The organism is Microcoleus sp. CAWBG640 (assembly GCF_020883015.1).
Classification (GTDB): domain Bacteria; phylum Cyanobacteriota; class Cyanobacteriia; order Cyanobacteriales; family Microcoleaceae; genus Microcoleus; species Microcoleus anatoxicus.
The window spans coordinates 64083-90780 of sequence record NZ_JAHRFC010000004.1 but is presented as its reverse complement, the minus strand read 5'-3'; the positions used below and the strand labels follow the sequence as shown (position 1 = coordinate 90780).

At 43.6% G+C, this 26698-nt stretch carries 17 protein-coding genes; 3 read left to right on the top strand and 14 right to left on the bottom strand.

Annotated elements, in window-relative coordinates; genetic code table 11:
- Positions 1-89: 89 nt before the first annotated feature.
- The gene (locus tag AAFP11_RS03505) at positions 90-2747 is read right to left on the bottom strand and encodes a GAF domain-containing protein (RefSeq protein WP_341735772.1); all 2658 of its coding nucleotides are present in this window, start codon (positions 2745-2747) and stop codon (positions 90-92) included.
- Positions 2748-3387: 640 nt separating this feature from the next.
- Here AAFP11_RS03505 and AAFP11_RS03500 point away from each other — a divergent pair.
- The gene (locus AAFP11_RS03500; protein ID WP_341735771.1) at positions 3388-3768 is read left to right on the top strand and encodes a response regulator; all 381 of its coding nucleotides are present in this window, start codon (positions 3388-3390) and stop codon (positions 3766-3768) included.
- Positions 3769-3771: 3 nt separating this feature from the next.
- Here the strand turns inward: AAFP11_RS03500 and cheB are convergent, their stop codons facing one another.
- The 11 genes from cheB to AAFP11_RS03445 form a co-directional block, all read right to left on the bottom strand.
- Positions 3772-4860 (bottom strand): chemotaxis-specific protein-glutamate methyltransferase CheB, encoded by a 1089-nt coding sequence (gene cheB / locus AAFP11_RS03495; protein ID WP_341735770.1) that lies wholly within the window; start codon positions 4858-4860, stop codon positions 3772-3774.
- 191 nt (positions 4861-5051) lie between these two features.
- Positions 5052-7550 (bottom strand): hybrid sensor histidine kinase/response regulator, encoded by a 2499-nt coding sequence (locus AAFP11_RS03490; protein ID WP_341735769.1) that lies wholly within the window; start codon positions 7548-7550, stop codon positions 5052-5054.
- 68 nt (positions 7551-7618) lie between these two features.
- Positions 7619-9502 (bottom strand): methyl-accepting chemotaxis protein, encoded by a 1884-nt coding sequence (locus AAFP11_RS03485; protein WP_341735768.1) that lies wholly within the window; start codon positions 9500-9502, stop codon positions 7619-7621.
- A gap of 62 nt (positions 9503-9564) precedes the next feature.
- Positions 9565-11364 carry a methyl-accepting chemotaxis protein gene (locus AAFP11_RS03480; RefSeq protein WP_341735767.1) on the bottom strand — a complete coding sequence of 600 codons (1800 nt, stop codon included), beginning with the start codon at positions 11362-11364 and terminating at the stop codon, positions 9565-9567.
- Between the two features lie 74 nt (positions 11365-11438).
- A complete protein-coding gene (locus AAFP11_RS03475) occupies positions 11439-12899 on the bottom strand; it encodes a methyl-accepting chemotaxis protein (RefSeq protein WP_341735766.1) in 1461 nt (486 codons plus the stop codon).
- A gap of 185 nt (positions 12900-13084) precedes the next feature.
- On the bottom strand, positions 13085-14215 hold the full coding sequence (locus AAFP11_RS03470; RefSeq protein ID WP_341735765.1) for a chemotaxis protein CheW: 1131 nt from the start codon (positions 14213-14215) through the stop codon (positions 13085-13087).
- A 115-nt stretch (positions 14216-14330) separates the two neighbouring features.
- Positions 14331-15995, bottom strand: coding sequence for a CheR family methyltransferase (locus tag AAFP11_RS03465; RefSeq protein WP_341735764.1), 1665 nt, complete (start codon positions 15993-15995; stop codon positions 14331-14333).
- A 291-nt stretch (positions 15996-16286) separates the two neighbouring features.
- Entirely contained in the window at positions 16287-18062 is a 1776-nt protein-coding gene (locus AAFP11_RS03460) for a R3H domain-containing nucleic acid-binding protein (RefSeq protein WP_341735857.1), read from the bottom strand.
- A gap of 239 nt (positions 18063-18301) precedes the next feature.
- Positions 18302-19453: an LdpA C-terminal domain-containing domain gene (locus AAFP11_RS03455; protein WP_341735763.1), complete on the bottom strand. Its 1152-nt coding sequence runs from the start codon at positions 19451-19453 to the stop codon at positions 18302-18304.
- A 784-nt stretch (positions 19454-20237) separates the two neighbouring features.
- A complete protein-coding gene (locus AAFP11_RS03450; RefSeq protein ID WP_341735762.1) occupies positions 20238-21557 on the bottom strand; it encodes a four-carbon acid sugar kinase family protein in 1320 nt (439 codons plus the stop codon).
- Positions 21558-21628: 71 nt separating this feature from the next.
- Entirely contained in the window at positions 21629-22279 is a 651-nt protein-coding gene (locus AAFP11_RS03445) for a hypothetical protein (protein WP_341735761.1), read from the bottom strand.
- A 96-nt stretch (positions 22280-22375) separates the two neighbouring features.
- On the opposite strand from AAFP11_RS03445, the gene AAFP11_RS03440 reads away from it, so the two are divergent.
- On the top strand, positions 22376-23545 hold the full coding sequence (locus AAFP11_RS03440) for an IscS subfamily cysteine desulfurase (protein ID WP_341735760.1): 1170 nt from the start codon (positions 22376-22378) through the stop codon (positions 23543-23545).
- A 183-nt stretch (positions 23546-23728) separates the two neighbouring features.
- On the opposite strand, the gene AAFP11_RS03435 is transcribed toward AAFP11_RS03440, so the two are convergent.
- Together AAFP11_RS03435 and AAFP11_RS03430 are read right to left on the bottom strand one after the other, a co-directional pair.
- A complete protein-coding gene (locus tag AAFP11_RS03435) occupies positions 23729-24733 on the bottom strand; it encodes a glycosyltransferase family 2 protein (protein ID WP_341735759.1) in 1005 nt (334 codons plus the stop codon).
- A 181-nt stretch (positions 24734-24914) separates the two neighbouring features.
- Positions 24915-25646: a C40 family peptidase gene (locus tag AAFP11_RS03430; protein WP_341735758.1), complete on the bottom strand. Its 732-nt coding sequence runs from the start codon at positions 25644-25646 to the stop codon at positions 24915-24917.
- 79 nt (positions 25647-25725) lie between these two features.
- On the opposite strand from AAFP11_RS03430, the gene AAFP11_RS03425 reads away from it, so the two are divergent.
- Positions 25726-26664, top strand: a complete 939-nt coding sequence (locus tag AAFP11_RS03425; protein ID WP_341735757.1) for a serine hydrolase — start codon at positions 25726-25728, stop codon at positions 26662-26664.
- The last annotated feature ends 34 nt before the right edge of the window (positions 26665-26698 follow it).

The window sequence follows — 26698 nt, the reverse complement described above, 5'->3', positions numbered from 1 at the left end:
ATTATCTTACCATTGGGATGCCGGAATTTGTCAAGGGGTTTGACAAAAAAATTTGAAAATTTGTCTGGAAGACGATCGCCCGCTCTTGTTCAAGTCTTGCTCACAGAGGGGAGAGCGATCGGGATTTTAATCCTGAACTCCGCTCCCTGTCCTGTTTGTGAGATACACTCCAAGCTCCCGGAGTGTTTTTCTACCACAATTTGATAACTGATCGACAAGCCCAGTCCAGTTCCCTTACCCACAGGCTTTGTGGTAAAAAATGGGTCAAACAAGCGACCTTTGGCTTTTTCTGTCAATCCTGGGCCATTGTCCCGAATCCGAATCAGCACAAATTGACCGCTGGATTTGACCCAGGATGTTTCCTGGGAGTCGGTTCCCACTATCGCCGTCGAAATTTCGATCTTCTTGGGTGTGGGCTGATGTTCCAAGGCGTCGATCGCATTGCCGATCACGTTCATAAATACTTGGTTGAGTTGACTGGGGTAACACTCCACCTTTGGCAACTCGCCGTAATTTTTGACTACTTCAATGGGAGAAATCTGCCCGTTGGATTTCAAGCGGCTGTTCAAAATCAGCAAGGTGCTATCTATGCCTTCGTGAATGTCCACGGGCTTCATCTCGCCTTCGTCGTGTCGCGAGAAGTTCCGCAAAGAAACGACTATTTTACGGATGCGTTCGACTCCCATTTCCATGGAAGACAAAATTTTCAGCAAGTCGGGGATGACGAAATCCACATCAATTTCTTCGCTCTTGTGGAGAATTTCGGCGCAGGGTTCGGGGTAGTGTTTTTGGTACAAGCGCAGCAAATCCAGCAGATCTTTCATGTACTGCTCGCAGTAAGTCAAGTTGCCGTAAATAAAGTTTACCGGATTGTTAATTTCGTGGGCGACACCGGCCACCATTTGACCGAGAGAGGACATTTTTTCGTTTTGGATGAGTTGAGCTTCTTTTTGCTGCAAATTCAGCAATGTTTCGCTTAGTTGGCGGGCTTGAGTTTGAGCGGCTAAGGCAGTGGCGCGACTTTGGGCATAAAGTTCGGCTTGGTCGATCGCGATCGCCAGTTGGTCTACCACCGCTTGCAGCAATTCTACTTCGCTCCAGGACCACTCCCGGCGGTTGCTGTAGTGATTGCAAACAATTGCTCCCATTTGACCGGCGCGAGTCTTGAGCGGTAGCAGCAGCTTGGACGCAATCCCCAAATCTGCCAAAAAAGCTTGGGTGGGCGGCTCAATGCAGGTGGTATTTGCCACATCGCCGATCCTCAGCGGTTGGCGGTGACGAATTTTTTCACCCAGGAGCGTGATTTGGGCGATCGGGTAATCTGCTAGTCTGTCCTTCAACTCTGGATTTGCCGCCTCGTGGGTCATCGCAAAGCTCTCCTGGTTCTGGGGTGAGACTGAGTACCATAAAAAGTAGCATTGGTCAATCTGTAATAAGTTACGAATTTGGTTGACGGCAGTATCTAAAATTTTGTCGAGGTCCAGGGAGTTTCGCATTTGGCTGGCGAGACCAAACAGCAAACCTTCGGGCCTACTCAACAATTCTTCGCGAGCTTTCACCCGATCGATCCCCACAGCAATCACGTTAGCCATGGAGGCGATCGCCTCTAGGGTTCCCTCCGTGGTTGCATGGCGGCAGCACAGGGCCATCACTCCCACCAGTCGCTTCTCCACAATCAGACCGCTTGCGATCGCAGATGGCATCGACAGCAGCCACAGGGGGGCTGTGGACAGTTTTCCTGGTTCTGTTCGCATCCACTCCTCTATTTCCAATTCCCAGGCTGGATTGCTCAGTCCTGAAGCAGCTTGCAATTCTAGTCGATCGGTCTGCCGGTTCAAGGTCCAGATGCTCGCCGCTGTGGCGTCTAGGTGTTTGACTATGGCGTCGATGCAGCCCTTGAGCATCGTCGGTATAGTCCCACCTTGTCCCAGGGTCGTACCCACTTGAGCTTGCAACGTGGACAGGCGCGATCGCTCTTGGCTTTCTCGGAGCGCTATTTCTACTTGCTGCTGGTCGATGATGGCCGTTTCCCACGGATAAATTGATGTCCCACCCTCACCAAACACAGAGAGATTTTTGGTGCCAAATATCTTTGTAGCTTCCTCTGGCTTCTGTACGCCAGAGAAGAATTCGTCCACAGACGATCGCTCTAATTCCGGTAATTCTCCTGAATCCTCCTTGGTTGGTTCTAGCTTAGTGCCATGTTCCTGGGCTTGGGCTAGTTGGCAACGCAGTTCCACCAGAGTAGCAATTTGCCGACTCAAAGCTTCCACAGCATTTATTGCTTCTTTTGTCAAGTCTTTCGGTACGGTATCCATGACCGAGAGGATTCCCAGCATTTCTCCGTCCTTGGTGACGATCGGCACTCCGGCGTAAAATTTCACAAAAGGGTCAGAGGCGACTAGATGATGACTGGCAAATCGGGGATCGGTGGCAGCGTCTCGGATGATGCTAACTTCGGAGTGAGATGCGGAGAGTCGATCGAACTCTTGAGGGTTTTGACTGATCGCGAGGGCACAAAAATTGAGGTAGTGGTGGGTAAAAGTGCGATCGAGACCTACCTGAGACTTGAGCCAGTGGCCGTTAGAGTCATTCAAACTCACAACAGCCATAGAACTCTGAGTCATCTGAGCAGCTAAGCCCGCCAAATCATCGAAACAAGCCTCCGAAGCAGATCCCAGGATCTGATACAGGTCTATATTTTGGAGCTTTAACACTTTTTTCGTAAAAGGCAAGGGTGCTTTCATGTGTAACTGCCCGTTGAGTTGCTTTTGCTAAGAATTATCAATAGAGAACAGAATTAAAAGGCATAGATTGTGGTTTGGGCAGACTGTAGCCTAGTGGCATCTAGGATCATTGTGCCTGGTTTAGAGATATGTGGGAAATTGGGAGTTGGGGGACTGAGATCGTTACTTAGATTTAGTTTATTCATTCAGTATAAATTTTTTCTAACGTATTTATATCAGCGATCGGCGTTGTCACACTGGTAGATTAAAATCCTGAGAGTGTGTCACAATACCAGTGTCCTACTCCTAGCCATGATGCCTGCTGAAGTACAGCTAGAAAATTCAGTGGAAAAATTTTAACGTGTTAAATTTAGTAACAATAGTTGGTAAAATTCGTTGGAAGCGATATCATTCACCCTCTGGTGCATCGGTCGAAATTAGGGCTGGCGGTGAAGGCGAGTCAGTCGCACAAGGCGGATGAATGCTCCCAAGCCACATTGGCGCATCCGACGCGCCAGTAGCGGTAACAACTCACAAGTAATCGGGATAGCAAAGCATTGGCAGTTAGTCCCTCTGGGGAAAACTCAAAAATGAAACAGTGAAATTATGTTGCATACTTCTTGAAAGAAGTATAAATAGATTATAGATTGGGGAGAAGAATATGTCTGCAAGTAGCAGCTTACCAACTATTCTGGCTGTTGATGATAGCGCGGTAATGCAAGGATTGGTCAAACAGGCTTTAAGCAAAGAGTTTCGGGTGCTGGTGACTGACAATGCGGTGGATGCTTTGTCAACTATTTATCACGAACAAGTTGCGGTTTTGCTACTGGATGTTTCAATGCCCGGTATTGACGGATTGGAACTCTGCCGCACCGTGCGTAGTTTACCTCAGTTTCAGAACTTGCCCATCGTCATGCTGACAGGGCGAGATGGAGCTTTTGATAAGGTACAGGGGCGCTTGGCTGGAGCAACGGAGTATTTAACTAAGCCCTTTGATGCCGATATGTTACGCGAGGTAATTCATAAATTTATCAAGCAATAAGTTCTAAATTTTAAATTTAGCCAACAGGAAAGGAGCGATGGCGCTAATGGGCAGAATCTGTTGGACAGCACCTAGGGCGATCGCCTCCTTGGGCATCCCGAAGACAACAGAGGTAGCTTCGTCTTGGGCTATTGTCAAACCACCAACTTTGGCGATCGCCAACATTCCGTCAGCACCATCTCTGCCCATACCTGTCAGCAACACCGCCGCAGCAGCGCGATTATAAAAATTAGCTACTGACTTAAATGTCACTGTTACAGAAGGGCAGTGTCCACCGACAGGAGGAGCTTCTGAATAAACAAATCGCCCTTTAGAGTCCAATTCTAAATGAACTTTTTCCGGTGAAAAATAAATATTCCCCGCCAGCGGCAATTCCCCAAAAGCAGCTATCTTAACAGGTAGTTTCGATTCATGGCCCAGCCAATCAACTAATCCTTGCAAAAAACCTTCACTAATGTGCTGGATACAAATTATAGGCACGGGGAAATTAGCCGGAAGCTTAGAAATAATCCCGTGCAATGCCTGTGGCCCGCCTGTAGAAGCCCCTATAGCCAATAGTTTAATAGTGGGAGATTTGACATTTTCTGGGGAAAATTGGTAAAGAGAAACTGGTAATGGGTTAATTTTTTTGAAATTTTTGTTAATAGGTTCGGTGGGTACGAGTTTTTGATGCCGCGTAAATACTTTCACTCCTGACAGGATTTTAATTTTAGCGATTAATTGATTAGTAAGGCGATCGTAATCTGACGCTAACCCGCCCATCGGTTTGGGAAAAACATCCAATGCACCTGCTTTTAACAGTTGAAATACATTATGAGTATCATCGGCTTGCACGGAAGCACTGATGACTAAAATTGGTAGAGGATATTTCTTCATTACTTCTTGGGTAAATTCTAACCCGTTCATCGGTGCCATATTTAAATCGGTACAGATGACTTGTGGCTGAAGTTTTGGGATTAATTCTAGTGCTTCTAATCCGTTGCAAGCAGTACCGACAACTTTGATTTCTGGGGAGGAGTCAAAAATTCGTTTGAGGATGATCGTCACTACTGGAGAATCTTCAACTAATAATACTTTAATAGGCGATAACATCAGTTTTTAGGGGAATGGGGAATTAATTGGGCCTAGGGCGTTGACTGTTAACTGTTAACTGTTAACTGTTGACTGTTAACTGTTAACTGTGAACTGTTAACTGTTAACTGTTGACTAATGACTAATAATTAATGACTAATAATTAATAACTGTTGACTACTAACTAATAACTAATGACTAATGACTAATGACTAAACTAACCTTTTTAAAGTCTCTACCAACACATCTTGATTAAAAGTACCTTTAGGAATATAAGCATTTGCCCCGGCATCAGCACCTCTCTTTCTATCTTCATCCGAAGCCAAAGAAGTCACTAAAATTATCGGCAAATCACTGTATTTTTGTTGCTGACGAATCTTAACAGTCAGTCCCAAACCATCCAAATTTGGCATTTGCACATCAGAAATCACCGCATCAAAATTGCGAGTTTTTAATTTATTGAACGCATCCAATCCATCTACGGCTGTCACCACTTCATAACCTGCACTTTCCAGGATGCGTTTTTCTTGAGTGCGGGTGGCGATCGAGTCTTCTGCTAAAAGTATAACTTGTTTTCGGCTGGCAGTCTCCATGGGCGATCGCAAACCAGCAATAGTACGCGACAAAACTTGCTTGCGTACCGATTTTATCAAATCCTGGGGATTCAGTACCATACAAACTTCCCCGTTACCAAGAATTGTTGCACCGGAAACATTTCGCACCCTTTTTAGTAATTTACTTTGAGGTTTAATCACCACATCCTGTTCGTCTATTAAAGCATCTACAAATAATCCCAATCTTTCCTCTCCTATCTTTAAAATAATACAAGGAATTTTTCCCGAATTTGAACCCATAAATTCCTTGGGTGTATGGGGGTAAATTTCGTTCCAATTTTCCTCTTTACCAGCCCGATTTTGCATCCAGGTTTGATTATTTAATTCCAGTAAATCTCTCAGGTGAGACACTGACAGAGGCTGACCTTTTAAAAGTACAGTTTCCCTACCTTCCATAGCAAAAATATCAGAAAAAGAAACTAATTGTGCTGTTTCTACAAACTCTAGTGGCAGACCATAAGCAATGTCTTCAACTACGACAATCAATACATTCGCTGTAGCTAAAGACGTACTTAGTTGCAATCTAAAAGTGCATCCTTGTCCCGGCAAAGAATCCACTTGAATAGTACCTTTCAAGGCTTCAACATTAGTACGGACTACATCTAAACCAACCCCACGTCCCGATACTTCAGTCACAAATGTTCTGGTCGAAAAACCAGGAGCAAAAATCAAAGATTGCACTTGACTTGTGGTCATAACTGCCAGTTGTTCTAAGGTACAAATATTACGTTTGATTGCCGTTTGTTTAATACGCTCAAGATTTAGTCCTCGACCATCATCAGCCACTTCAATAATCACGTTACTGGCTATAGAATAACCTTTTATACGGAGAGTTGCCACAGGAGGTTTGCCAACTTTTTTGCGTTCTGCAACAGTTTCAATTCCGTGGTCGATCGAATTCCGAATCATGTGCATCAAAGGGTCTTTCATTTCCTCTAAAATGCGTTTGTCTGCTGTAGTTTCGCCTCCTTCAATCACTAAGGCAACTTCTTTACCTTCCCGTTTTGCTAAGTCTCTTACAGTTCTAGAAAATAAATTAAAAATAGTAGATAAAGGCAGCAGTCTGAGAGTGCGAATTCCTGATTCTAGTTCCTCGGCAATTATTTCAAGTCTCGCCGTATCTTCATACACTAAATTTTTCAAGCGGTTGACTAAAATGCCAAGCCGTTCTAAACGTTCTTGGGTACGTTGACAGTAATTCTGCAATTGCATGAATTTATCATTTTCTTTCATCCTGTTTTCATCTATTTGTATCTGATGAAAAGTCAAGCTAGTGACAAAATATTCTCGACTCCACTCTTCCCACAAAGTCGTAATTTGTTCGATATCTGCCACTCGGTGTCCCAGTCGAGTTTTGGTGACAGTAAGTTCCCCAGCTTGAGTCATTAAATCATCTAAATTTTGGGTAGCAACGCGAATGGTTTCTATACGATAAGATGAGGTGGATAAGGCGGTGGCAGGGGATGGTGAATCCGAAGCATTTGACACCGAAGGGGTAGGCAAGTTTTGAGCTTGCAGCAGCAATTCTTGCTCGGATTGTAGAGGTAAAAAAGAATAATTATTTTCTAAATTAACGACTTCTGAAGTTTCAATACTTGTTTCTATTTCTGTGGTAGAATGCTCAGTAATTGGGGTTTCTACCAAGGGGTTTTCTGATTCTGGTGATTTTGAAGATGCTGCTTCTACTATGGGGCTAGTAACTTGTGGTTGTGGTTGACTAGAAGCACCCATCATGCTAGCGAGGATGTAAAATGTATTAACTCCCGAATCTTCGCCCGTTACAGCTTCGTCAACTAGCTTGCGGATGGCTTCTAAACCTTGGGAAAGTCGATCGCTAATATCTGAAGTTAGTTGAGTTTCTCCGCGCTTGACACCTCCCAAAATATGTTCCATTTGATGAGCTAAAGATGCCACACTTTTTACTCCTAGCATCCCCGCATCACCTTTGAGAGAATGGGTTTCTCTCAGTAATTCTTCTAATTTAGCGGCATCCCCTGGGTGTTCTTCCAAATACAGCAATCCGTCATCGAGTTTCTGCAAGTGTTCTTCACTAGCAATTTTAAATACATCTCGGAGTTCTTCATCTTCAATTATCATAGCTATTTTTAAGAATTGGGAATGGGGAATGGGGAATGGGGAATTGAGAATTGGGAATTGACAACTTACTACACTACAGACTTGAGATTTAATGCAGCTTCATTAAGTTTTTGAGTGCCAATTTTGACTTGAGAAATCCCACTGACTGTTTGAGATGCTGCTTGATTGAGAGCATTCATGGTATCACCTACTTGCTGAATCGCGATCGCCTGCTGTTTAATATTAAAAGAAATTTGCTGGTTGCTCGTAAACACGAGATTGCAAGCTTCCCTGACACCCGTAAAAGCTTCTGCCGTATCTCGTGCTGTTTTCACCCCTGCTGCTGCGGTTTTTTTGCCATCTTCCGTGGCTTTCACCGTCGAGGCGATCGCGCTCTTAATTTCTGGAATAATACCATTAATCTTCTGCGCTGCTTGTTGACTTTCATCTGCTAACTTACGAATTTCGCTGGCTACCACTGCAAAACCTTTACCGTACTCGCCGGCTCTGACTGCTTCGACGGCTGCGTTGAGAGCTAAAATATTGGTTTGGCTAGCTAAATCGCTCACCAAACTTGCTAAACTAGAAATATTTCCAATCTGACTTGTACTGTCATCGAGTCGATGATTATGCTGGGAAATTACCACCACAGCTTCTTTAAGATGTAGCATTTGATCGAGAGTTTGCTCTACCATTTCCGTACCTTGTTCCACGAGATTTAAAGCTTGGCGAGCAGCAGTCGCAACCGCCTCAGCTTGCTCCACCGTTTGGTAAGAAGACAGGGCCAAATTTTCTAAAGTTGTAGTGCTTTCTTTCACTGAGACAAATTGACGACCAACTATTTGTTCTTGTTCATTCATATTAGATACTATTTCTAGGGAAAATGAAGATATTTGGTATACCAAAACCTGAATTAATTTCACCAGATTTTGTAGTATTAAAAGTCCTAAAGGCAGCACAGTACCTAGGGATAATATAGTAACTAGCGTTCCTATTATTTTGAACCATAAAATAGAATCAAATAGGGAATTTTTGTCTACCTGATGGACAATTACAAAAAATCTTTGCTTGTTGTCTTTGATGGGAAATATTGTATAATAACTAACTACTCTATCGCTGAGTTCGACATTGCCTTGACCCCCGGAAAGTATTTGATTAACTATATCTTCTGAATAATCTTTGTGCAAATTCTCATCGGTTTTTATTTCCGAACCCCATTCTTTCTCAGGATTTGAATGGTGGATATAGTAACCATCTTGATTTAACATAAAAACTTGGTCTGCATCTTGATGCTTGAGTTCTTTAGCAATATCAATCAGACTTTGACCCAGAGCATTAGCAATCAAAATGCCTTTTCTTTGTCCTTTGGTATCAAAAATTGGAGTAGCGTAGCGAATTGTTGGTTTGTAAGGAATTTCTATTTTGCCGTATTCCTGATTGAGATTAAGTTGGGAGACATATATTTCTCCTGGTTTGAGTTTCATAGTTAAATAAAAGTAATCTCTCTCTGCTTTATTTTGTAATTGGTTATCCGGAAGAATTTTAATATTTTTACCATCAGAATCTACACGAACAAGTTCGTTACCTTTTTCGTCTATGTAACGCAATTGCATATAATAGGGCTTGACTTCCATCAGTGATGAAAAGATGATTTGCATTCGCTCGACCCAATTTTGATAAGTTGAATTACTTTCTCTGTCTACTCCATTGCCCTCCCTCGCTCTAATAATACCCTGGATCGGGGAAGATTTGCCGATAAATAAAATATCATAACTAAAATTTTCAAATTTATTAATCATTTGATTACCGCTAGATTTAACACTTTCATCAAGACTTAATAATGCTAAAGATTTCAGGGCGGCAGTGGAGGAATAAACCCCATAAAAACCCACAATCAATAAGGGAATTAAGGTACTTAAAATTAAGAGTATTAGCAGTCGGTACTGGAGTTTTGTGAAAAGTTTTTTAATCATTAGTAATGGGGAATATGAAAGGGCTAATTGGTTGGAAATGACGGGTGAATTTTGACTACTGATTACACTGATGATTTGAGATTTTGGGCGGCTTTATTAAGCTGTTCGATTCCGAGTTTGACTTGAGAAATGCCGGTGGCATTTTCCTGGGCGGCGAGGTTGAGAGAATTAACGGCATGAACTACATCCTGAATGGCGATCGCCTGGTCTTTCGCAGTAAAAGAAATTTGTTGGCTATTCAAAACAATGCGATCGATCGCCTGTGCTACACCAGCAAAGGCATCGGCAGTTTTTCGCGCAATTTTTACTCCACTATCCACGGTTTTTGCTCCATCATCCGTCACCATGGTTGTGGAACTAATTGATGTCTGGATGTCGGCAACTAAAGCATTAATTTTGCTAGCAGATTCCTTGCTTAAATCTGCCAATTGCCGAATTTCTGTAGCAACAACTGCAAATCCTTTGCCACTTTCACCAGCCCTCCAGGCTTCGATGGCAGCATTAATCGCTAACATATTTGTTTGATTGGCTAAATCGCTAACTAAACTAGAGATATTACCAATGCGACTTGTTTGCTCGCTCAAAAGCAAAATTTGCTTTTCAATTGCTGCAACATTTTGTTTCAAATTTGCCATTTCTTTGAGGGTATTCTGTACTGCTTGACTACCTCCGGTGGTGAGCGCGAGAGCTTGTTTGGCTCCCAGAGCAGCGGCTTCTGCTTGGGAAGCACAAGCCCTGCTTGATTCACCCAATTCATCCATTGTACTAACAGTTCGCTCCACAGCATATAGTTGTTGACTGGCGATACGTTCTTGTTGTTCGACGGTGACAGCAATCTGTGAGGAAGAATAGGCGATCGTCCGCACAATTTTATTCACTGATCTGGTAGTTCGACTAGCGACAAAAGTTGCCATGGCGCTGACAACAGCAGCAGTTAGTCCAACTCCTCCTATCAGAGCAAATAGCAATTGTTTTTGGGGAGCAAATACGTTGTCTGTATCATTGGCAATCAGGACACTCCAACCCAATTTCGGCATATTGGTTGATTTTTCAATTTCAATAGGAGCATAAGTCAGCAGTTGTTGTCCTCCGCGAATCTTATCGATGTCTATGAGACTGTTGATTTTATTGGCGGCCTGCATTGTCGCAAAAACACTATAGTCTGAACGTGCCTCTCTGCCCAGATGTTCGATTTCGGTGGCAGAAAAAAACTTGCCATTGCCATCAATTAAATGATACTCATCTGCTTCTAGTCCTTCGGAGTCTCTGATTAATTTTTCTTTGTTTTCCTGAAAAGCCTGTTCTAAATATGTTATGGGCGTGCGACTTCTCAGAATTGCGATAGTTTTTCCTGTATTAATTTCGACTACAGGAGCCGCAGCAAAAATAGAGTATTTGCCAGTGATAAATGATTCTCTCGGTTGCACTATCGTGGGAAGATTAGTTTTAACTACTTCCTGAAAATAATCCCGTTTTCCCAAATCTATAATTGGCTCTCCGCTGGATTGTAAAATAGTATTTCCCTGAAGATCGGCGATGGCAATGCTGTCGTAACCTTCCCCTTTTTTTACATATTTATCTAACAGAGCTTGTTTTTGGCTCTTGGAAGTAGTTTCGCTGACTCTGGGATCGTTCAGTATACTTAAATTAGCTAGCTCCTGAACATCTAAGTACCTTTCAAAAACAAAATTACTGAGATCGTGGGCTATGGCCACGGCTCGTGACTCTTGATATTTAATTACATAATTATTTAGGTTCTGATTGGCAAAGAAAAAAGTTATGGCTCCCGTTAAGATAGCTGGAAGTGTACCGAGGGCGAGAGCAAATGCAATCGCTTTAATTCTTAAGGATATATTTGGCATTTTTTTGAATTTCTCATAATTAAAAAATATCATGAATTACACAGGGTCAGGGTGGGGCATAAATTAGAAATATCTTACACAACTGCTTTCAAGTCTAAGGCTGCTTCATTCAATTTTTTAGTCCCGATTTTAGTTTGACTGATACCGCAAGCTGTTTGAGCTGCGGCTTGATTCAGGGAGTTCATAGCTTCCACCACTTGTTCGATCGCGATCGCTTGTTGTTTGGCATTCAATGAAATCTGCTGAGAACTCATGACTACATTGTTAATTGCATTGGCAACCCCGGCGAATGCAGCGGCGGTTTCTGAGGCAATATTCACCCCAAATTCTACTGTTTTAGTCCCTTCTTCTGTGACCATTACTGTTGAATTAATCGCTCTTTGAATATCTGCAACTAATAGATTAATTTGGGCTGCTGATTTTTTACTGCGCTCGGCCAGTTTGCGAATTTCTGAGGCCACAACACCAAACCCCTTGCCATTGTCCCCCGCCCGCACGGCTTCCACGGCGGCATTGAGTGCTAACATATTAGTCTGATTAGCCAAATCGCTCACTAAAGTTGAAATATTACCAATGCGATCGGTTTGTTCGCTCAATTGCATAATTTGTCCTTGCATATCCTCCACTTTGGTTTTGAGAGTTGCCATTGCTTCTAAAGTTTGTGCTACAGCTTTTGTGCCACCTCCAGCTAAATTCAAAGCTTGCATTGCTTGCATCGCTGCTGTTTCTACCTGCTGTGCTGTCGCCCTGGAAGACGCACCCAGTTCGTCCATTGTAGTCGTAGTTTGATTGACTGAAGCGGCTTGTTGACTAGCCATCCGTTCCTGTTCTTCGATGGTGGCTGCAATCTCGCTGGAAGAAATGGCGATCGAGCTAATTGCGCGATCGATAGTTCTGGCAATTCCTGACGAAATCACCCAAGCTATAACCCCACCTAACAGGACTAAAAACCCACAACTAACTACCAATACCGATATTAAAAATATCAAAGAGTCCTTCGTTTTATTTGTCTCTTTTTTAATTAAGTCTGATTCTAGTTCGCTAAACTGTCTATGTATTTCGACAAATTCATTCACAAATTTTGTGTGTTTTCCTGTGTTAAATATTACCAGGGCTTCAGTTTTTTTATTGGCTTGCAATAAATTAATTATCTGGTTAGAATTATTATAATATTCGTTGCTGAGACTTAGCATCTTCTGTAGACGAGTTTTCTGTTGAGGGTTTTTAATGATGGGCTCCACATTATTAGCAGACTGACGAGCCAATTCTGCACCTGTTTTAAAATCATTTAAAAACAGCGGATTTTGATTAATTAAATACCCCCGTAATCCCCGTACCATTTGCTCTGTTCCTGCGGAAATATTGTTGGTTAGTCCGATCACATTTTCTATTCTTTCTACTTCTTGAAAACTATTCAATACCTGATTGGTGGTTTGATAAACTAGGATGGGTAGACCTAAGTAGATAGCTGCGGGCGCTACATAGGCTATCAACATTTTATTTCTAATATTTAATTTTTTTAAGATAGCAAACATATTTTTCTCCGGGATTTAACAGCACTTACGCAGTATTAATGCTGACGGGGCAATAGTAGGGGGAAGACCCCCGATTACACCCTTGGGCAGAAGTTTTGCGTAAGTCTTAATCAATATTTATAATACCAAATTATCTTCTTTAGTGAAATATAGTTTTTAAAACCGATTTGGGAGATTTTTTTAATTCAAACCTCTTCGTCAACAATGACTCCTCCTTTGCTGAGGAGTTTTTCCAAATTCAGAATCGCCATCATTTTTCCTCCGTAAAGAGCTGTACCTCGTAGATATTCGCGGTTAGCTGAATGCAGTGCCGCGGGAACAGTTGCAATTTCTGAGACTCTTAAATATACAATATCTAAGATTTCGTCTACAACTATACCAGTCACTAAATCTGCTACTTGCACAACGATCGCCTGAGATGGATAATTGGTGGGATCAGGCATATTTAAAGAAATATTTAAAACATTGCGAATATCCATTATGGTTAAAATTTCTCCCCGTAAATTCATATTGCCAATTATGCGATCTGGGGTGCAAGGAATCGGGGTTACTTGGCGAATGTCAGTAAATTCGCGGACTACATCTAGCTCCATACCAAAGTATTCACCATTCAAAGTAAACACGGCCACGGATATATTAATTACGGCTGAATTGTCCCCCTCGCCTTGTCGCCTCAAATTGTCAGCCCGTGATTTAAAAATTGCCCTTTCTTCCGGCGTAGCCTGGGGGCAAAAAATCTGATGCTTGCTTAAAAATTTCGCATTTTCACTCAATAATTTTGCCTTGATATACCAGGGTAGATTTTCAGTTTCTGCCTCTGGTGCTGTTTCTTCACCATCTGCATCGCTAACAGAAATAGGTAAGCTTTCTTCTGTTTTTTCAGCAGAATATCGAATTAGGCGATCGAGATTGAGTAGCATGATAATATCGGCTTCGCAGCGGGCAAATCCAGCGACAAAATGATGGGAGGCGACGCCTTCGTCTCGCCCATAAGATAGCTGGGGAGTGGTGGTATGTTCTGAGATTTCTTTAACTTCGCGAACTTGATTGACAATGATACCGACTTTCCATTCTTGCCACTCTATGACGATCGCACTATCTGTCACAGTATACTCCTGCCAAACGTATCCAAAACGGAGATTCAGATCCATCACAGGCAGAATTTCACCCCGAAGGTCGATCGCCCCAACAATATCTTGAGGCGCTTCTGCAATTGGCGTCAACTCCGGCAGAAAGAAAATTTCTTGAACACAGCAGGCTTCTACACCGTAGAGAAAACCGTTCTGTTCAAAAATAAGATACGGTTTAGTTTCCATATTGAACTATTTGGGACAAAGGTATAGGGCACAGCGAAGGAGAGGGATCGAGCATTATAAATATTCCACGGGACTAGATATTAGGGAAGGACTGGTTTATAGAGGAACCCTGTTGTTAGCTACCAGTGCATAAATTTTGTTGACCGTACAATCTTACCAATTTTTTTTTAAGTTGTAACAAAACTTGGCTCGCCGTCATTTTGCCCTGCTGGTCGATCGGAGTATTGGGCGGTAATTTTCCAAGAATTTCACAGGATGAATTATACATTTTCATGGCTCTGGTTATCTGGCCTTCTTTATGGTATATATTGCCCAGGTCTAAATAAGCGGAAATAAAAGATGGACAAAGATAAATTATTCTCTTAAGAAACTGCTTAGCTGTTTCTAATTTTCCCTGTTCTTCGGCAATTTGAGCTTGTAAATAATAAGGAAAAACCGACATTGCATCAACTTTACTAGCTCGTTGGCAGTGTTCGATCGCCTGAGAATACTTACCTAGATTTGCATAAATTTGAGCTAATAAATAATCTGCATCAAAATTATAAGACTGCATTTTAAGAGATTCTTTGGCTTGAGAAATGGCTGCTGCATAAGCTTTATTTTTAAAATTTTTCTTGGCTTCTTCAATCAATATTGAAGCGGTTTTTTCCTGGGGTTGATTCAATTCCTTATTGGGTGCTTTTGCCGCTTTTCTTTCGGTTAAATCTCCGACTAAATAGCGATTTCTCAGCATTTTTCCCAGGGGACTAGATTCTGTTAACAGGGGAGTGAGTTCTGAAAAAGACCCCTGAGCAAAATTAGCTGATTTCGTTGCTCGTCCTAGGAAATTGCGATCGTCAACGAATCCAGAATTTCCTGATCTCTCAAGGGAGGACTTGAGTTGCTGTAAGTTCCAAGATTCATTTTGAGAGCCTTCCCCCGGTAATGGATCTCGACGCTGATAAACAATGGACTCCGGAAAAACCTTGGGTAGAAACTCGTTCATAATTTGACCGTGCACTTCAGCGTGACCGGTCATTAAATATCCTCCGGGTCTCAAAGTCTTGGCAAATTTTTTCAGTACCAGTGAAATATACTGATGCTCAAAATAAACAAAAACGTTTCTACACAAAATTAAATCAATATTATAAATATTTTTGTAAATATTAGGAAATTCGTCGGCGATTAAATTTACACAGTTAAAATTTACACTTTGACGCAATTCTCGACTTATTTCCCATTCAATTTGTCGCTGATTAAAATACTGTTTTTGTACTTGGGGGTCTACCAAGCGAAAGGACCAAGGGCTGTATACTCCCTGTTGGGCTTTTTCGATTACTTTTTCATTTATATCAGTCCCTAAAATTAATATTTTCCATTGAGGCCAATCGCTAATCAATTGTTTTAACAAAATAGCTAAAGAATAAGGTTCTTCACCAGTGGAACATCCCGCACTCCATAGTCGGAGTGTCGGCACAATTCCCAAGGTATTTTGCAAGTTTCTTTTCTGAGCTATTAATTCAGGCAAAATCACTCTTTTCAATAAATCAAATTGTCCCCGATCGCGCATAAAATAACTTTCTACCGTTGTCAAAAGCAATACTAATTCGCGCCATTCCTTTTGACTATCAAAGCTTTTAGAATTTAAAATTTGATAATATTTATCGGGTTTTTCTATTTGTAAAAGTTTCATTCTGTCCACAAGTTTTTGACACACAGTACCTCGGTCTTGTGACCGAATTTGTAAGCCAATTTGAGAACTAATTAATTGAATAAATAGTTGAAGTAGTGAATCATTCATATTAAATATGTAGATTTATTCTAAAATTTGTGTGAATTAGTGATGCTTATTTATTAGTTGTTATTTTTTATGGGTATTTTAGCCGATCGCCCTGAAAAAAGCTATACCAAGAACATCATATCAGAAAATTGTCTCCTGGAGGCATTGTAATATAAATTTAGGCTGCACCGGACAGAATTACCTGATCTGCGCGTCAAGGACTAAAATAGTCAGCAACTCCAAGGCAAAAGGCAGAAAACAGAAAAAATTCTGCCTTCTGCCTTCTGCGTGCAACCGCCTCAATCCCCAACTTTAAGCTGGATAAATCCGCAGGCGGCGATTCGGTTCTTCACCAAAACTGTCGGATTTTAGGTGATAGTGTTCCACAAGTTCATGCTGCATTTTGCGAACATTAGGAGAACGGGGTAAGAGCTCCACAGGCTGTCCCTTGGGAATCACAATTTGCTCCACAGCTAAGCGGGTTTCTTCGAGAGCTTCGAGTTCGTCAGAAGAACCACTGCGGGCAAATAAGCTGAGGTCAGCGATTTCCGGGGTGGCGGGGTCCTCCATGTCCAACAAGCGTCGCAAAGCTCTCGCTACGTGAGGCAGAGTGCTAGCCTTAATGGTGTGCAGAGGAACTTGGCGAGTTTTTGCCAAATGACGCAGTTTCGACTGGTTCCGAACATTAGAGCGCAAAGCTAAAACCACGTCAGCAGTGTCAATATCCTTAGTCAGCACCACGGGCAGATTCAAAGTCGAAATTACCTGTTCGAGGTGATGACGAGCTATGCCATAAGGATAAACGTGGAGTGGCAAATCTTCCCCATTGGGCCCGACATTCTGAGAAAAGCGTCCGGGCCGGGCGACTGGTTCCACTGACAACGACTCTTCCAGCAGTTGCTCAAAATATCTAGTTTCAGACACTGGGGCACTGTTGGCAGGGAATTTGTCAGCGGGAGGGGGCATGGGTACCATTTTCCCAGCACTGCGCCACCCGGATAGGGGGGTGACTGGCCGGATTGCCGATACCGAAGCCGACGATGACGACGACGCAGTACCTGAGTTCCCCGGAAACCGGCCGGGAGGAGTGCCTGCTTCGTGAGCGATGATGACTTCTCCAGTCTCGCTGATGCTTCTGATTTGTTGGTTCGGTTGTTTTCCCCGTAGTAGAGTGTCGATGGCCTCTGCAACTTGCTCGTGTACCACCCACTTCTGGCGTTCGAGCATTTCGATGGCAATGGCAAAGGTTGGGGGTGCTTTGCGCTCCAAAACCGTCTTTTGAGAACCGCGACGCCTAGCCTCATCATCTCCCAGCGTCACCGCTTGAATCCCTCCAATTAAATCAGCTAGAGTCGGGTTTTTCATCAAGTTTTCGATCCGGTTCCCGTGGGCGGTACCGACTAACTGCACGCCCCTTTCGGCGATGGTTCGGGCAGCCAAAGCTTCCAATTCCGTGCCGATTTCGTCAATCACGATCACTTCTGGCATATGGTTTTCCACTGCTTCGATCATGACTTGGTGTTGGAGTTCGGGACGGGAAACTTGCATTCTACGAGCTCTGCCGATCGCTGGGTGAGGAATATCTCCATCTCCGGCAATTTCATTGGAGGTATCAATAATCACCACTCGTTTTTCCAAATCATCAGCTAACACGCGGGCAATTTCCCGCAGCGCCGTTGTTTTGCCGACTCCGGGGCGGCCGAGCATCAGAATCGATTGGCCGGTTTCCACCAAATCCCGGATAATCTTGATCGTCCCAAACACAGCACGGCCAACCCTCAAAGTCAAGCCAATAATCTCACCGCTGCGGTTGCGAAGGGCGCTGATCCGGTGCAGGGTTTGCTCGATGCCGGCTCGGTTGTCCCCACCGAAATGACCGACTCGCTCAATGCAGTAATTCAGGTCTGCCTTGGAAATCGGCTTCTGGGAAAGGTGTTCGGCCTTGGATGGAAAACGAGCTTCGGGAAGGCGCCCCAAATCCATGACAATCTCAATCAGATTGTTACGTTGGGGGTGCTGTTCTAGGGGTTGCCGGATGTCATCTGGCACGATGTCGAGTAATTTATTGAGGTCGTCTGTAATCTGCATTCGCCGTCCATCTGTTCGGGTGACGTTTTCAACCTTTTTAGTCATTAGTCATTAGTCATTAGTCATTGGTTATTAGTCAGTAGTCATTAGTCATTAGTCATTGGTTATTAGTTATGAGTTATTGGTCATTAGTTATTGGTTATTAGTTATTGGAACTAACTACCAACGACTAACCACTAACTACCAACGACTACTGACTACTGACTAATGACTACTGACTACTGACTACTGACTACTAACTAATCTTCTTTCAGTTGCGAAACTAGAGAATCAGCTAAACTCACGGCCTGCCTGAGCAGTGCTGGGAAGGCTTCTAGTTGAGTTAGTCCTGGTATTTGAGTTCCGGCTACTGGTGGCGTGATGGCGTTTGGAATCGCCAATGCTCGATCGATTTGCATTGTTTCTAATTGCTCTAAAATTGGTGACAGCAGAACACGGGCATAGCTGCCATAAGCTACACCTGCAATATATGGGGTTTGGGAATTTGACAAATTTTTCCTTCCCTCCCTCATCAGCCCAGATGCTCTGAGTTTGCTGACAGTATGAGCATTAGTGCCACCAGCAAGTTGCACGTATCCTGGTAAGCCGGCCGCTAAGACTTTTTGGCCTAGTTTGACGGCTGCTCTAGTAGCTCCGGTTCCAATATCTCCACTCATTGGCCTACCGTCGGTTTGCCAAATTAGGGGACAAGGAAGGGGGGAAATTATTTGATAAAGTGTTCGCAAATAATCAATCAAACCTTCTCCATCGGGGCAACTAATGGCAATTAACTTGATTCGATCGACCCAGGGATTTATGCTTGACCAAAGTCTTGCAAAATCTGTTTCTCTGCCTATTTGGGTGTGGATTTCTAGGGCGTCCACACCGGATTGCAGGATTAAAGGTGCGATCGCGGCAGGGGCCGACACGTAGGAACGGGTGTAAATTAGTTGGCTGGGACAAACCGGGAGACAGCGACCGCAGCCATAGCATTGCTCGTCTATGACCCCGGAAACACCTTCGCCACCACCCTGAAAAACGATGGCTGTGGCTGGACAAATTTTTTCGCAAGGTCGCCAGCAGTCCACCGGACACTCGGCTGGGTTGAATTCGGCCTTACGAAAATGCGGGTCTTCCCCATCATTTAAACTTACCATCAGCCAGGGCAAACCTTGTCGGTCAAACCTGGGGTTTTGGGCTTGAGTCTGTATGGTGCGCGCCACCTGTAGGGCTTCTTTCGCTGCTGCGATCGCCGCGGGGTCTGCCGCGACGTCGATACAGTCAGCACCTGCTAAGGTGTAAGCCAAGGTCAGGTTGCGGACCGCAGGCAGGTGTTGAAAGCTGGCCCCACAGATCAGCTTGAACCAATGGCCACTTTTTAATGAGTTTAGGGGCTGATAATGTTCTGTCACCTTTATATGCTAACGTTTTGGGTTTAAAATTGCGAGGTCTAAATTTCTAATTAATTTTAAGGTTTAATGTCATACAAGCTGAAAACACTACTGATAGTAGTATGTCACCTACTCTCAGCCCTATATGTAGAGTTTGCTCCTAGCTTTTGTGGATGAATTTAATTTTTTTCAAAATAGCGAATCCGGGCACGAGTTTAATTTTTGGGAATATGTTTTAATTAGATAAAGACTTTTTATCATATCATGTCCGGGCGATCGCTGCCGAGAAAAGCAGCGGTTAAGTTTTTTTAAAGTTTTTGTAAAAGTTACAATTGGCATTGTTATGATCAAACCGCACAGAACACACAGGACGCTGAGGAAGAGGAGAGTCCCAACTCTCAATGCGTCCTGGACTAATAGACATCTCCAATAATTCCTGTGGAACAGGCTGGAGTGCCTGTTCTGTGAAGATATTTTGGGGAGATATCTAATAGTCTGGGATATTTGAATATCAAAGTAATATCAATTCCGGTTGTATCGGAATGATTTAACCTTACTAGAACGCAGAGAACACAGAGGGAGATAAGAGAGATGAATACAGGACGATGTTACCGGATTTGATATAACCGGGTTTTTCAGTGGAATTCCAGGCTAGGAGACTGTAATTTTGTGCAAAAACCCGGTTGATACCGACCGGATTGTATAGCAGTCATTGCAGGAGTCGTAAAGTTTTTTACCCAACCCCAACCCGGACCTTATGAAGGGGAGGGAGTAAGAAATTCACAAATGATTTAGGATTGCTATATTACTTGCTCAGTCGTTGGTAAGCCGTGGCTAAAGCATTACTATCTCCGACATTTCCGGGAAACAAAACTACTGGTAAATTGGGAAATAGAGGATGATTTGACTCGGTTTTTACTACTGAACAACCAGGGATGATTTGACCGAGGAGTCTGACACTTTTGAGGGACAAACCTGTACTCAAAACATCATTGGAAGTAATACCACCTTTGCTGATTAAAAACCCGATATCTCCCGGCAGGCCGCGGACAATATCCATCAATAAAGCCGAAACAGCTTCTCCAAATTTTAACCGGATTTCTGTGTTTTTAAATTGTAGTTCCTGGCGGCTGGTATAAATTACTGGGGTTTTGTCATCGGTGTGAGCATTACGGACTTTTTCTAGGGTTTTATTCAGTAAATTTGTCCGATCCTCTGGGGCTTCTTCTAGTAAATGAGCTACATCTATTTCAATGCTCACTGTGTTGGCTTCTTTTAACAATTGTTCCAATTGTTCTGTGGTTTTTTTAACGTGGGAACCAACTATTACTGCACCGGGTTTGCCATTCCTGACATATTTTGCCATATTGTCGGCGGCGATGGGCTGGGGACCTAGGTCGGCTAAGGATGTTAAAATGCTGGCTGCGCTGCGGAATAAAAACTTTTTCCCTTGACTAGCTGCATCGAGAATGTGTTTAGCAAAGGTGTCTAAATCGCTTTGATTTTCGCAATCTACTACTGCACATTGGTTGTTTGTCATGTGCATGAGTCGATCTAAGTTTCCTTGGCGGATGTCTGCGAGTAAGATGCGATCGACATTCTCGGCCTGAATCCTACCTTTGGTTTTTTCTTCCACGTAGTCTGGGAGGTAACTGTGGCTGTAGCCAAAGACTGAATCTTTGGCAAATTCGGTTTGGTGGACTGGTGTTTCGACGTTGTTAACCATGAGGTAATGTACGCTGTCGCGGGTAATTCTACCTCCTTCAAAAAAGGCGGGAATTAGAAAATGAGCGTCGAAGGGGCCTAGTTCTTCGGCGATCGCGTCGGTTTCGATGGGATAGTGGCCGCGCAGGGTAGAATCGGAACGGCTAACTATTAAAAAATCCTGAATTCCTTCGGCGGCGATCGCAATTTTCAGATTTTGGCAGACTTCGCGGGTGACGGAGGCTGCGTTTTCGGGAGTTAGCGATCGAGTATTTGTCAGTATAAAGAAAATCGGCGATTTGTCCCGCAGTCCCAAACGCAGGGTTGCGTCGTCCCAAGTAGTCAGCAGCAAGCAACTGTGCACGGTTTGAGAACCTGTGGGATCGTCATCAAGAACTATAATCTTAGGTTTAGCAGACATACTGACCTGGTTGTTAACGTCACCTTTCTAAGATATCCTGACCCAGTGACTTCACTGAAAAAATTTTCCGTTCACGTCGCCTCCTTTCGCTGTTGCAACTTTTTCATTTCTGCTTGAACTCCCACGGCTACCTGCAAAGCTTGGTTGAGCAATCGCCCTTGTTCGCTAGCCCGATCGCTAATTTGCAGGGCATTTAAGGCGACTAGGTTAGTGGCGAATAGTTCGGAGTTAGTTCCCACAAATTTTTGGTTTTCCCTGATGATTCTCTCGGTTTTTAAGGCTCTGACTAAATCATTTCTGATCAGATCCAATGCTTGAATGACTTTTGAGCGATCGGCTATTTTGACTCCCGAATTACCAGCATCTTCTATGTCGTCATTAATGGCGATCGCCTTGATGATACCATTGTAGCGATCGACATCACCAAAAAGATTAATTAAATGTTTGTTTTGGTGGCTGCACCTAATTTTCCAGATATCCTCAAAGATTAAACCGGCGATCGCCATCAGGTGAATGGCCAACCAAACCAAATAAGCCCTGGGAAATATCATTACCAGCAGCAAACAACTGATCAGAACTAAAATAATTAAACCGAAGGTTTTCACGCCTTCGCGAACAAACTTAGTTGCTGTTGCGGGTCGATATACGCGATCGGGGCCCGTACCGCTGAGGCGTTTGAGTTCACCCGCAGTAATTTCTAATCCCTGGATGTCAGAGCGCATAAATCTTTACAAATATTTGTTAATTATAAATTTTAGCTATAGAACAAAAGGCTCGTCTACAATAAATCTAACATCTTTTTTCACTAAATTTCCACTATGTCCGCACGTCCTATCTACCTCGACAACCACTCGACAACCCCCGTAGACAAGCGGGTACTTGATGCGATGGTGCCCTATTTCACCGAGCAATTCGGCAACGCAGCCAGCATCAACCACGTCTACGGCTGGGAAGCCGAAGCAGCAGTAAAACAGTCACGACAAATTTTAGCAGAAGCCATCAATGCCTCTCCAGAAGAAATTGTTTTTACCAGCGGTGCAACGGAAGCCAATAACTTAGCGATTAAAGGCATCGCCGAAGCCTATTTCAGCAAAGGAAAGCACATTATAACAGTAAAAACTGAACATAATGCGGTTCTTGACCCCTGTACCTATTTGGAAAAATTGGGATTTGACATTACTGTTCTACCTGTAAAAAGTGACGGATTGATTGATATAGGCGACTTGATCAAAGCGATTCGATCGGAGACGATTTTAGTTTCGGTGATGACTGCTAATAATGAAATTGGAGTGATTCAACCAATTGGAGAAATTGCGGCAATCTGTCGCGGAAATGATATTATTTTCCACACAGATGCAGCCCAGGCGATCGGTAAAATTCCCCTCGACGTACAGGAGATGAATATCGATCTCATGTCCTTGACAGCCCACAAAATTTACGGACCAAAAGGCATTGGAGCTCTCTATGTGCGTCGCCATAAACCGAGAGTGCAGTTAGCACCACAAATGCACGGCGGCGGTCACGAACGGGGAATGCGATCGGGTACACTGTACGCACCGCAAATAGTTGGATTTGCTAAAGCTGTGGAATTAGGAATTGCGGAAATGGAGGAGGAAACAGCACGAGTGGTGAGTTTGCGCGAGCGTTTGTGGCAAAATTTGGCAGAATTAGGAGATGTGTTTCTCAACGGTCACGCGACTAAAAGATTGCCCGGTAATCTTAATATTAGTGTAGGTGGCGTTGACGGTCAAGCATTGCTGTTGGGGTTACAGTCAGCGGCGGCGGTTTCTTCTGGTTCGGCTTGTACTTCTGCCAAAATATCTCCATCTCATGTTTTAGCAGCGATCGGGCGATCGGACAAATTAGCCTACGCTTCGATTCGGTTTGGGATTGGCCGTTTCAATACTGTAGCAGAAATAGATGCAGTCTCTCAACACGCGATCGCCACTATTACATCTCTCCGACAAGCTCAAAAAGTCATGAGTTAAAAAGATCATTCGGCGGTTGAAACCGCGTCTTGTCAAACGAAGTCCGCCTCCGCGGACTAAGAGATCGAGGGGGTTTAAAACCCGGATTTGGTATTAAAACTTTCCTATTTCTTCAGTCCGCGAAGGCGGACTTTGTTTGTGTAGCAGCGATTTCAATCGCCGAGTATAATTGGTATCAACCCCTTACTTAGAACCAAACACTTCGCGTACTCGATAAATTGGTTTACCCTGAGATTCATGATAAGTGCGCATCATCACTTCTGCTAATAAACCAAAACAAAATAACTGCACCCCTGTTAACAGCAAAACCACAGCTAAAATCAGTAAAGGACGATTCCCAATGCTTTGACCAAGACCCAATTTCAGGAATGTTAAATAAATCCCTAAAACAGTTCCCAAAGTCATAGAACTCAGTCCCAAAAGTCCAAAAACGTGCATGGGGCGAGTTAAAAACTTCTTCATAAAAGAAATAGTCAACAAATCCATCAATACCCGAAAAGTCCGCCAAATTCCATACTTGCTTTGACCAAAACGGCGGGCGTGGTGTCGCACCGGCATTTCGGCAATTCTCGCCCCTTCAATAAACGCCAAAGCTGGCAAAAATCGGTGCAATTCACCGTAGAGATTCAAGTCTGCCACCAACTCCGATCGATAAGCTTTCAAAGAACAGCCGTAGTCGTGCAAAGTTACTCCTGTAACGCGGCCAATTAGCCAGTTCGCCATTTTAGAAGGAATTAAGCGACTAATCGTGTTATCCTGACGATTTTTTCGCCAACCGCTGACCAAATCGTAGCCTTCATCTAACTTAGCCAACAATAACGGAATATCAGCCGGGTCATTTTGCAAATCGCCGTCTAGGGTGACAATAGCACGACCGCGAGCGCGATCGAAACCCGCCGACATGGCGGCAGTTTGACCATAATTGCGGCGTAAAATTACAGCACAAAGGTCATCGCGACTGCTAGCTAACTGTTTGAGAAGTTCAGCGGAACCATCCTTAGAACCATCATCTACGCAAATAATTTCATAGCTGAGTCCAGAGGCTTGAATCGAAGTGGCGATCGCCTCAATCAAATGAGGTAAACTTTCCACTTCATTATACACCGGGACTACCGCCGAAACATCAAGTATCACCTCTGCTTCAGCCTTTTTCCCCGCCAATTTTTCCAAAAATAATGCAGCGTCCATTTCTTTATGCTATAACATCAACCGTCAACTCAACTATCAACAACTTTCATCCCACACTAACCGAGGCGGTATAGTGTGGGGATTCCCGTCTGTCTAGCTAACTATAGCAGTCCTTACAGGAGTCGTAAAGTTTTTTACCCCACCCCAACCCTCCCCTTCATAAGGGGAGGGAGTAAGAAATTCACAAATGATTTAGGATTACTATAGGTTGATAACTTGCCACCACTTTACCATATCCTCGCAATTGCCGATAATAAGCTTGACTAACTCGATCGCCATCTTCCGACAAAATATCGATCCCGATACCATTGCGACCTTGTTCAGTGCCGGAACTGTGAATATAGCGATCGCCTCCCAGATATAGTCCCACATGAGTAGCCTTTTCTGGTGTTCCAAAAAAAACCAAATCTCCCGGTTCTAAACAAGTTATACTCATAGGCTTAGTAAAAGATTCCTGCTGATAAGCATCCCTCGGCAACCAGATACCCGCCGACCTGAAAGCAGCCTGCATTAATCCAGAACAATCATAATTTGGCCCCACAGTGCCGCCCCAAAGATATTCATTAGATTGGTCCATCGCCTGATGAGCAAAATTAATTACTTTTGGTAATTTTTCTCTAATTTTGGTCTCCGATAAAATCACAGGATGATAGGGTATTTGTGCCACTGAGATCGACTCAACATCTCGCAGATCCAGCCATCCCGGATAATCATCTTCGCACAGCCGCACCATCACAGCCCTGGTATCAAAATTTACACCTATCCCAGCATTAACCAGGGGTAATTCGACAACTCGCAAGTGTCGCCCAGCCATCGCCTGAGTCGCCAGTCGATCGCACCTGGGGGAATCGTAAATATTTATGTGCGATCGGGCCCGATACTCCACAACATCAGATAATTGATAATTAGTCATTTAATTTTTTCTAGTTTATAGTTGATAACTGATAACCGATAACTCCTATAGCAAGCCCTCATAACCCCCTAAAATTACCATGACATTTTTTCGTAAAGACGAACAACTAGAAACCCTCGGCAAGAGCATTATAGATGCAGTTCACGCAGAATTTACAGAATTAGGAGGCGATCGTCTCGCCCTCACCTGGATAGTCTACGATCCGCCCGTGCGAGTCAACACCGGCGGAGCTCTCAGCCCCGAAGAATTTTGGAAATATCAAGCCAGAGGTTATAGCCATCGGGCTTCAGAACGAGTGTATCCAGCCAGCATCGTCAAATTATTCTACCTTGTTGCCGTCTGGGAATGGGCAGAAAAAGGGATGATTAAAACATCAAAAGAATTAGAACGCGCTGTCAGAGACATGATAGTAGATTCCAGCAACGACGCCACCAGTTTAGTAGTAGATGTACTAACCGGCACCACCAGTGGTCCAGAATTGCCCTCCGGCCCCTTTGAAACCTGGAAACAGCAGCGAAACATCATCAACCGTTACTTTCAATCATTAAATTGGCTAGACTTACAAGACATTAACCTCAATCAAAAAACATGGTGCGACGGCCCCTACGGTCGGGAGCGAGAATTTTTGGGAGAATTAATGGAAAATAGAAATATGCTAACCACCAATGCCACAGCGATTTTGTTGCATAGTATCATCGGTGGTGTAGCTGTTTCCGCCAAAGCATCCCAAGAGATGATGGGTTTAATGAAACGTAGCTTAGAACCAGCCGAATTAGAAGCAGATCCCGAAAATCAAGTTACAGGTTTTTTAGGTAGCGGATTACCATTAGAAGCGAAACTGTGGTCAAAAGCAGGGCTCACAAGTCAAGTGCGTCACGATGCGGCCTACATTGAAATACCGAATTTGCGCCCTTACTTGTTAGTGGTATTTACCGAAGGAAAACACAATAGTAAAAACGAACAAATTTTGCCTTTTGTATCGCAGCAAGTCGTCGCAGCCATGAAAGCACTGAATTAAATTAAAATTATTGATTGCAGCCCATGTTGAGCCT

What these genes read in the sequence shown, in the direction of transcription:
- AAFP11_RS03450 (WP_341735762.1), bottom strand. Translation starts at nt 21,557, where the DNA reads ATGTCTGCTAAACCTAAGATTATAGTTCTTGATGACGATCCCACAGGT.
- cheB (WP_341735770.1), bottom strand. Translation starts at nt 4,860, where the DNA reads ATGTTATCGCCTATTAAAGTATTATTAGTTGAAGATTCTCCAGTAGTG.
- AAFP11_RS03440 (WP_341735760.1), top strand. Translation starts at nt 22,376, where the DNA reads ATGTCCGCACGTCCTATCTACCTCGACAACCACTCGACAACCCCCGTA.
- AAFP11_RS03505 (WP_341735772.1), bottom strand. Translation starts at nt 2,747, where the DNA reads ATGAAAGCACCCTTGCCTTTTACGAAAAAAGTGTTAAAGCTCCAAAAT.
- AAFP11_RS03490 (WP_341735769.1), bottom strand. Translation starts at nt 7,550, where the DNA reads ATGATAATTGAAGATGAAGAACTCCGAGATGTATTTAAAATTGCTAGT.
- AAFP11_RS03500 (WP_341735771.1), top strand. Translation starts at nt 3,388, where the DNA reads ATGTCTGCAAGTAGCAGCTTACCAACTATTCTGGCTGTTGATGATAGC.
- AAFP11_RS03435 (WP_341735759.1), bottom strand. Translation starts at nt 24,733, where the DNA reads ATGGACGCTGCATTATTTTTGGAAAAATTGGCGGGGAAAAAGGCTGAA.
- AAFP11_RS03475 (WP_341735766.1), bottom strand. Translation starts at nt 12,899, where the DNA reads ATGTTTGCTATCTTAAAAAAATTAAATATTAGAAATAAAATGTTGATA.
- AAFP11_RS03480 (WP_341735767.1), bottom strand. Translation starts at nt 11,364, where the DNA reads ATGCCAAATATATCCTTAAGAATTAAAGCGATTGCATTTGCTCTCGCC.
- AAFP11_RS03430 (WP_341735758.1), bottom strand. Translation starts at nt 25,646, where the DNA reads ATGACTAATTATCAATTATCTGATGTTGTGGAGTATCGGGCCCGATCG.
- AAFP11_RS03470 (WP_341735765.1), bottom strand. Translation starts at nt 14,215, where the DNA reads ATGGAAACTAAACCGTATCTTATTTTTGAACAGAACGGTTTTCTCTAC.
- AAFP11_RS03425 (WP_341735757.1), top strand. Translation starts at nt 25,726, where the DNA reads ATGACATTTTTTCGTAAAGACGAACAACTAGAAACCCTCGGCAAGAGC.
- AAFP11_RS03460 (WP_341735857.1), bottom strand. Translation starts at nt 18,062, where the DNA reads ATGCAGATTACAGACGACCTCAATAAATTACTCGACATCGTGCCAGAT.
- AAFP11_RS03465 (WP_341735764.1), bottom strand. Translation starts at nt 15,995, where the DNA reads ATGAATGATTCACTACTTCAACTATTTATTCAATTAATTAGTTCTCAA.
- AAFP11_RS03485 (WP_341735768.1), bottom strand. Translation starts at nt 9,502, where the DNA reads ATGATTAAAAAACTTTTCACAAAACTCCAGTACCGACTGCTAATACTC.
- AAFP11_RS03445 (WP_341735761.1), bottom strand. Translation starts at nt 22,279, where the DNA reads ATGCGCTCTGACATCCAGGGATTAGAAATTACTGCGGGTGAACTCAAA.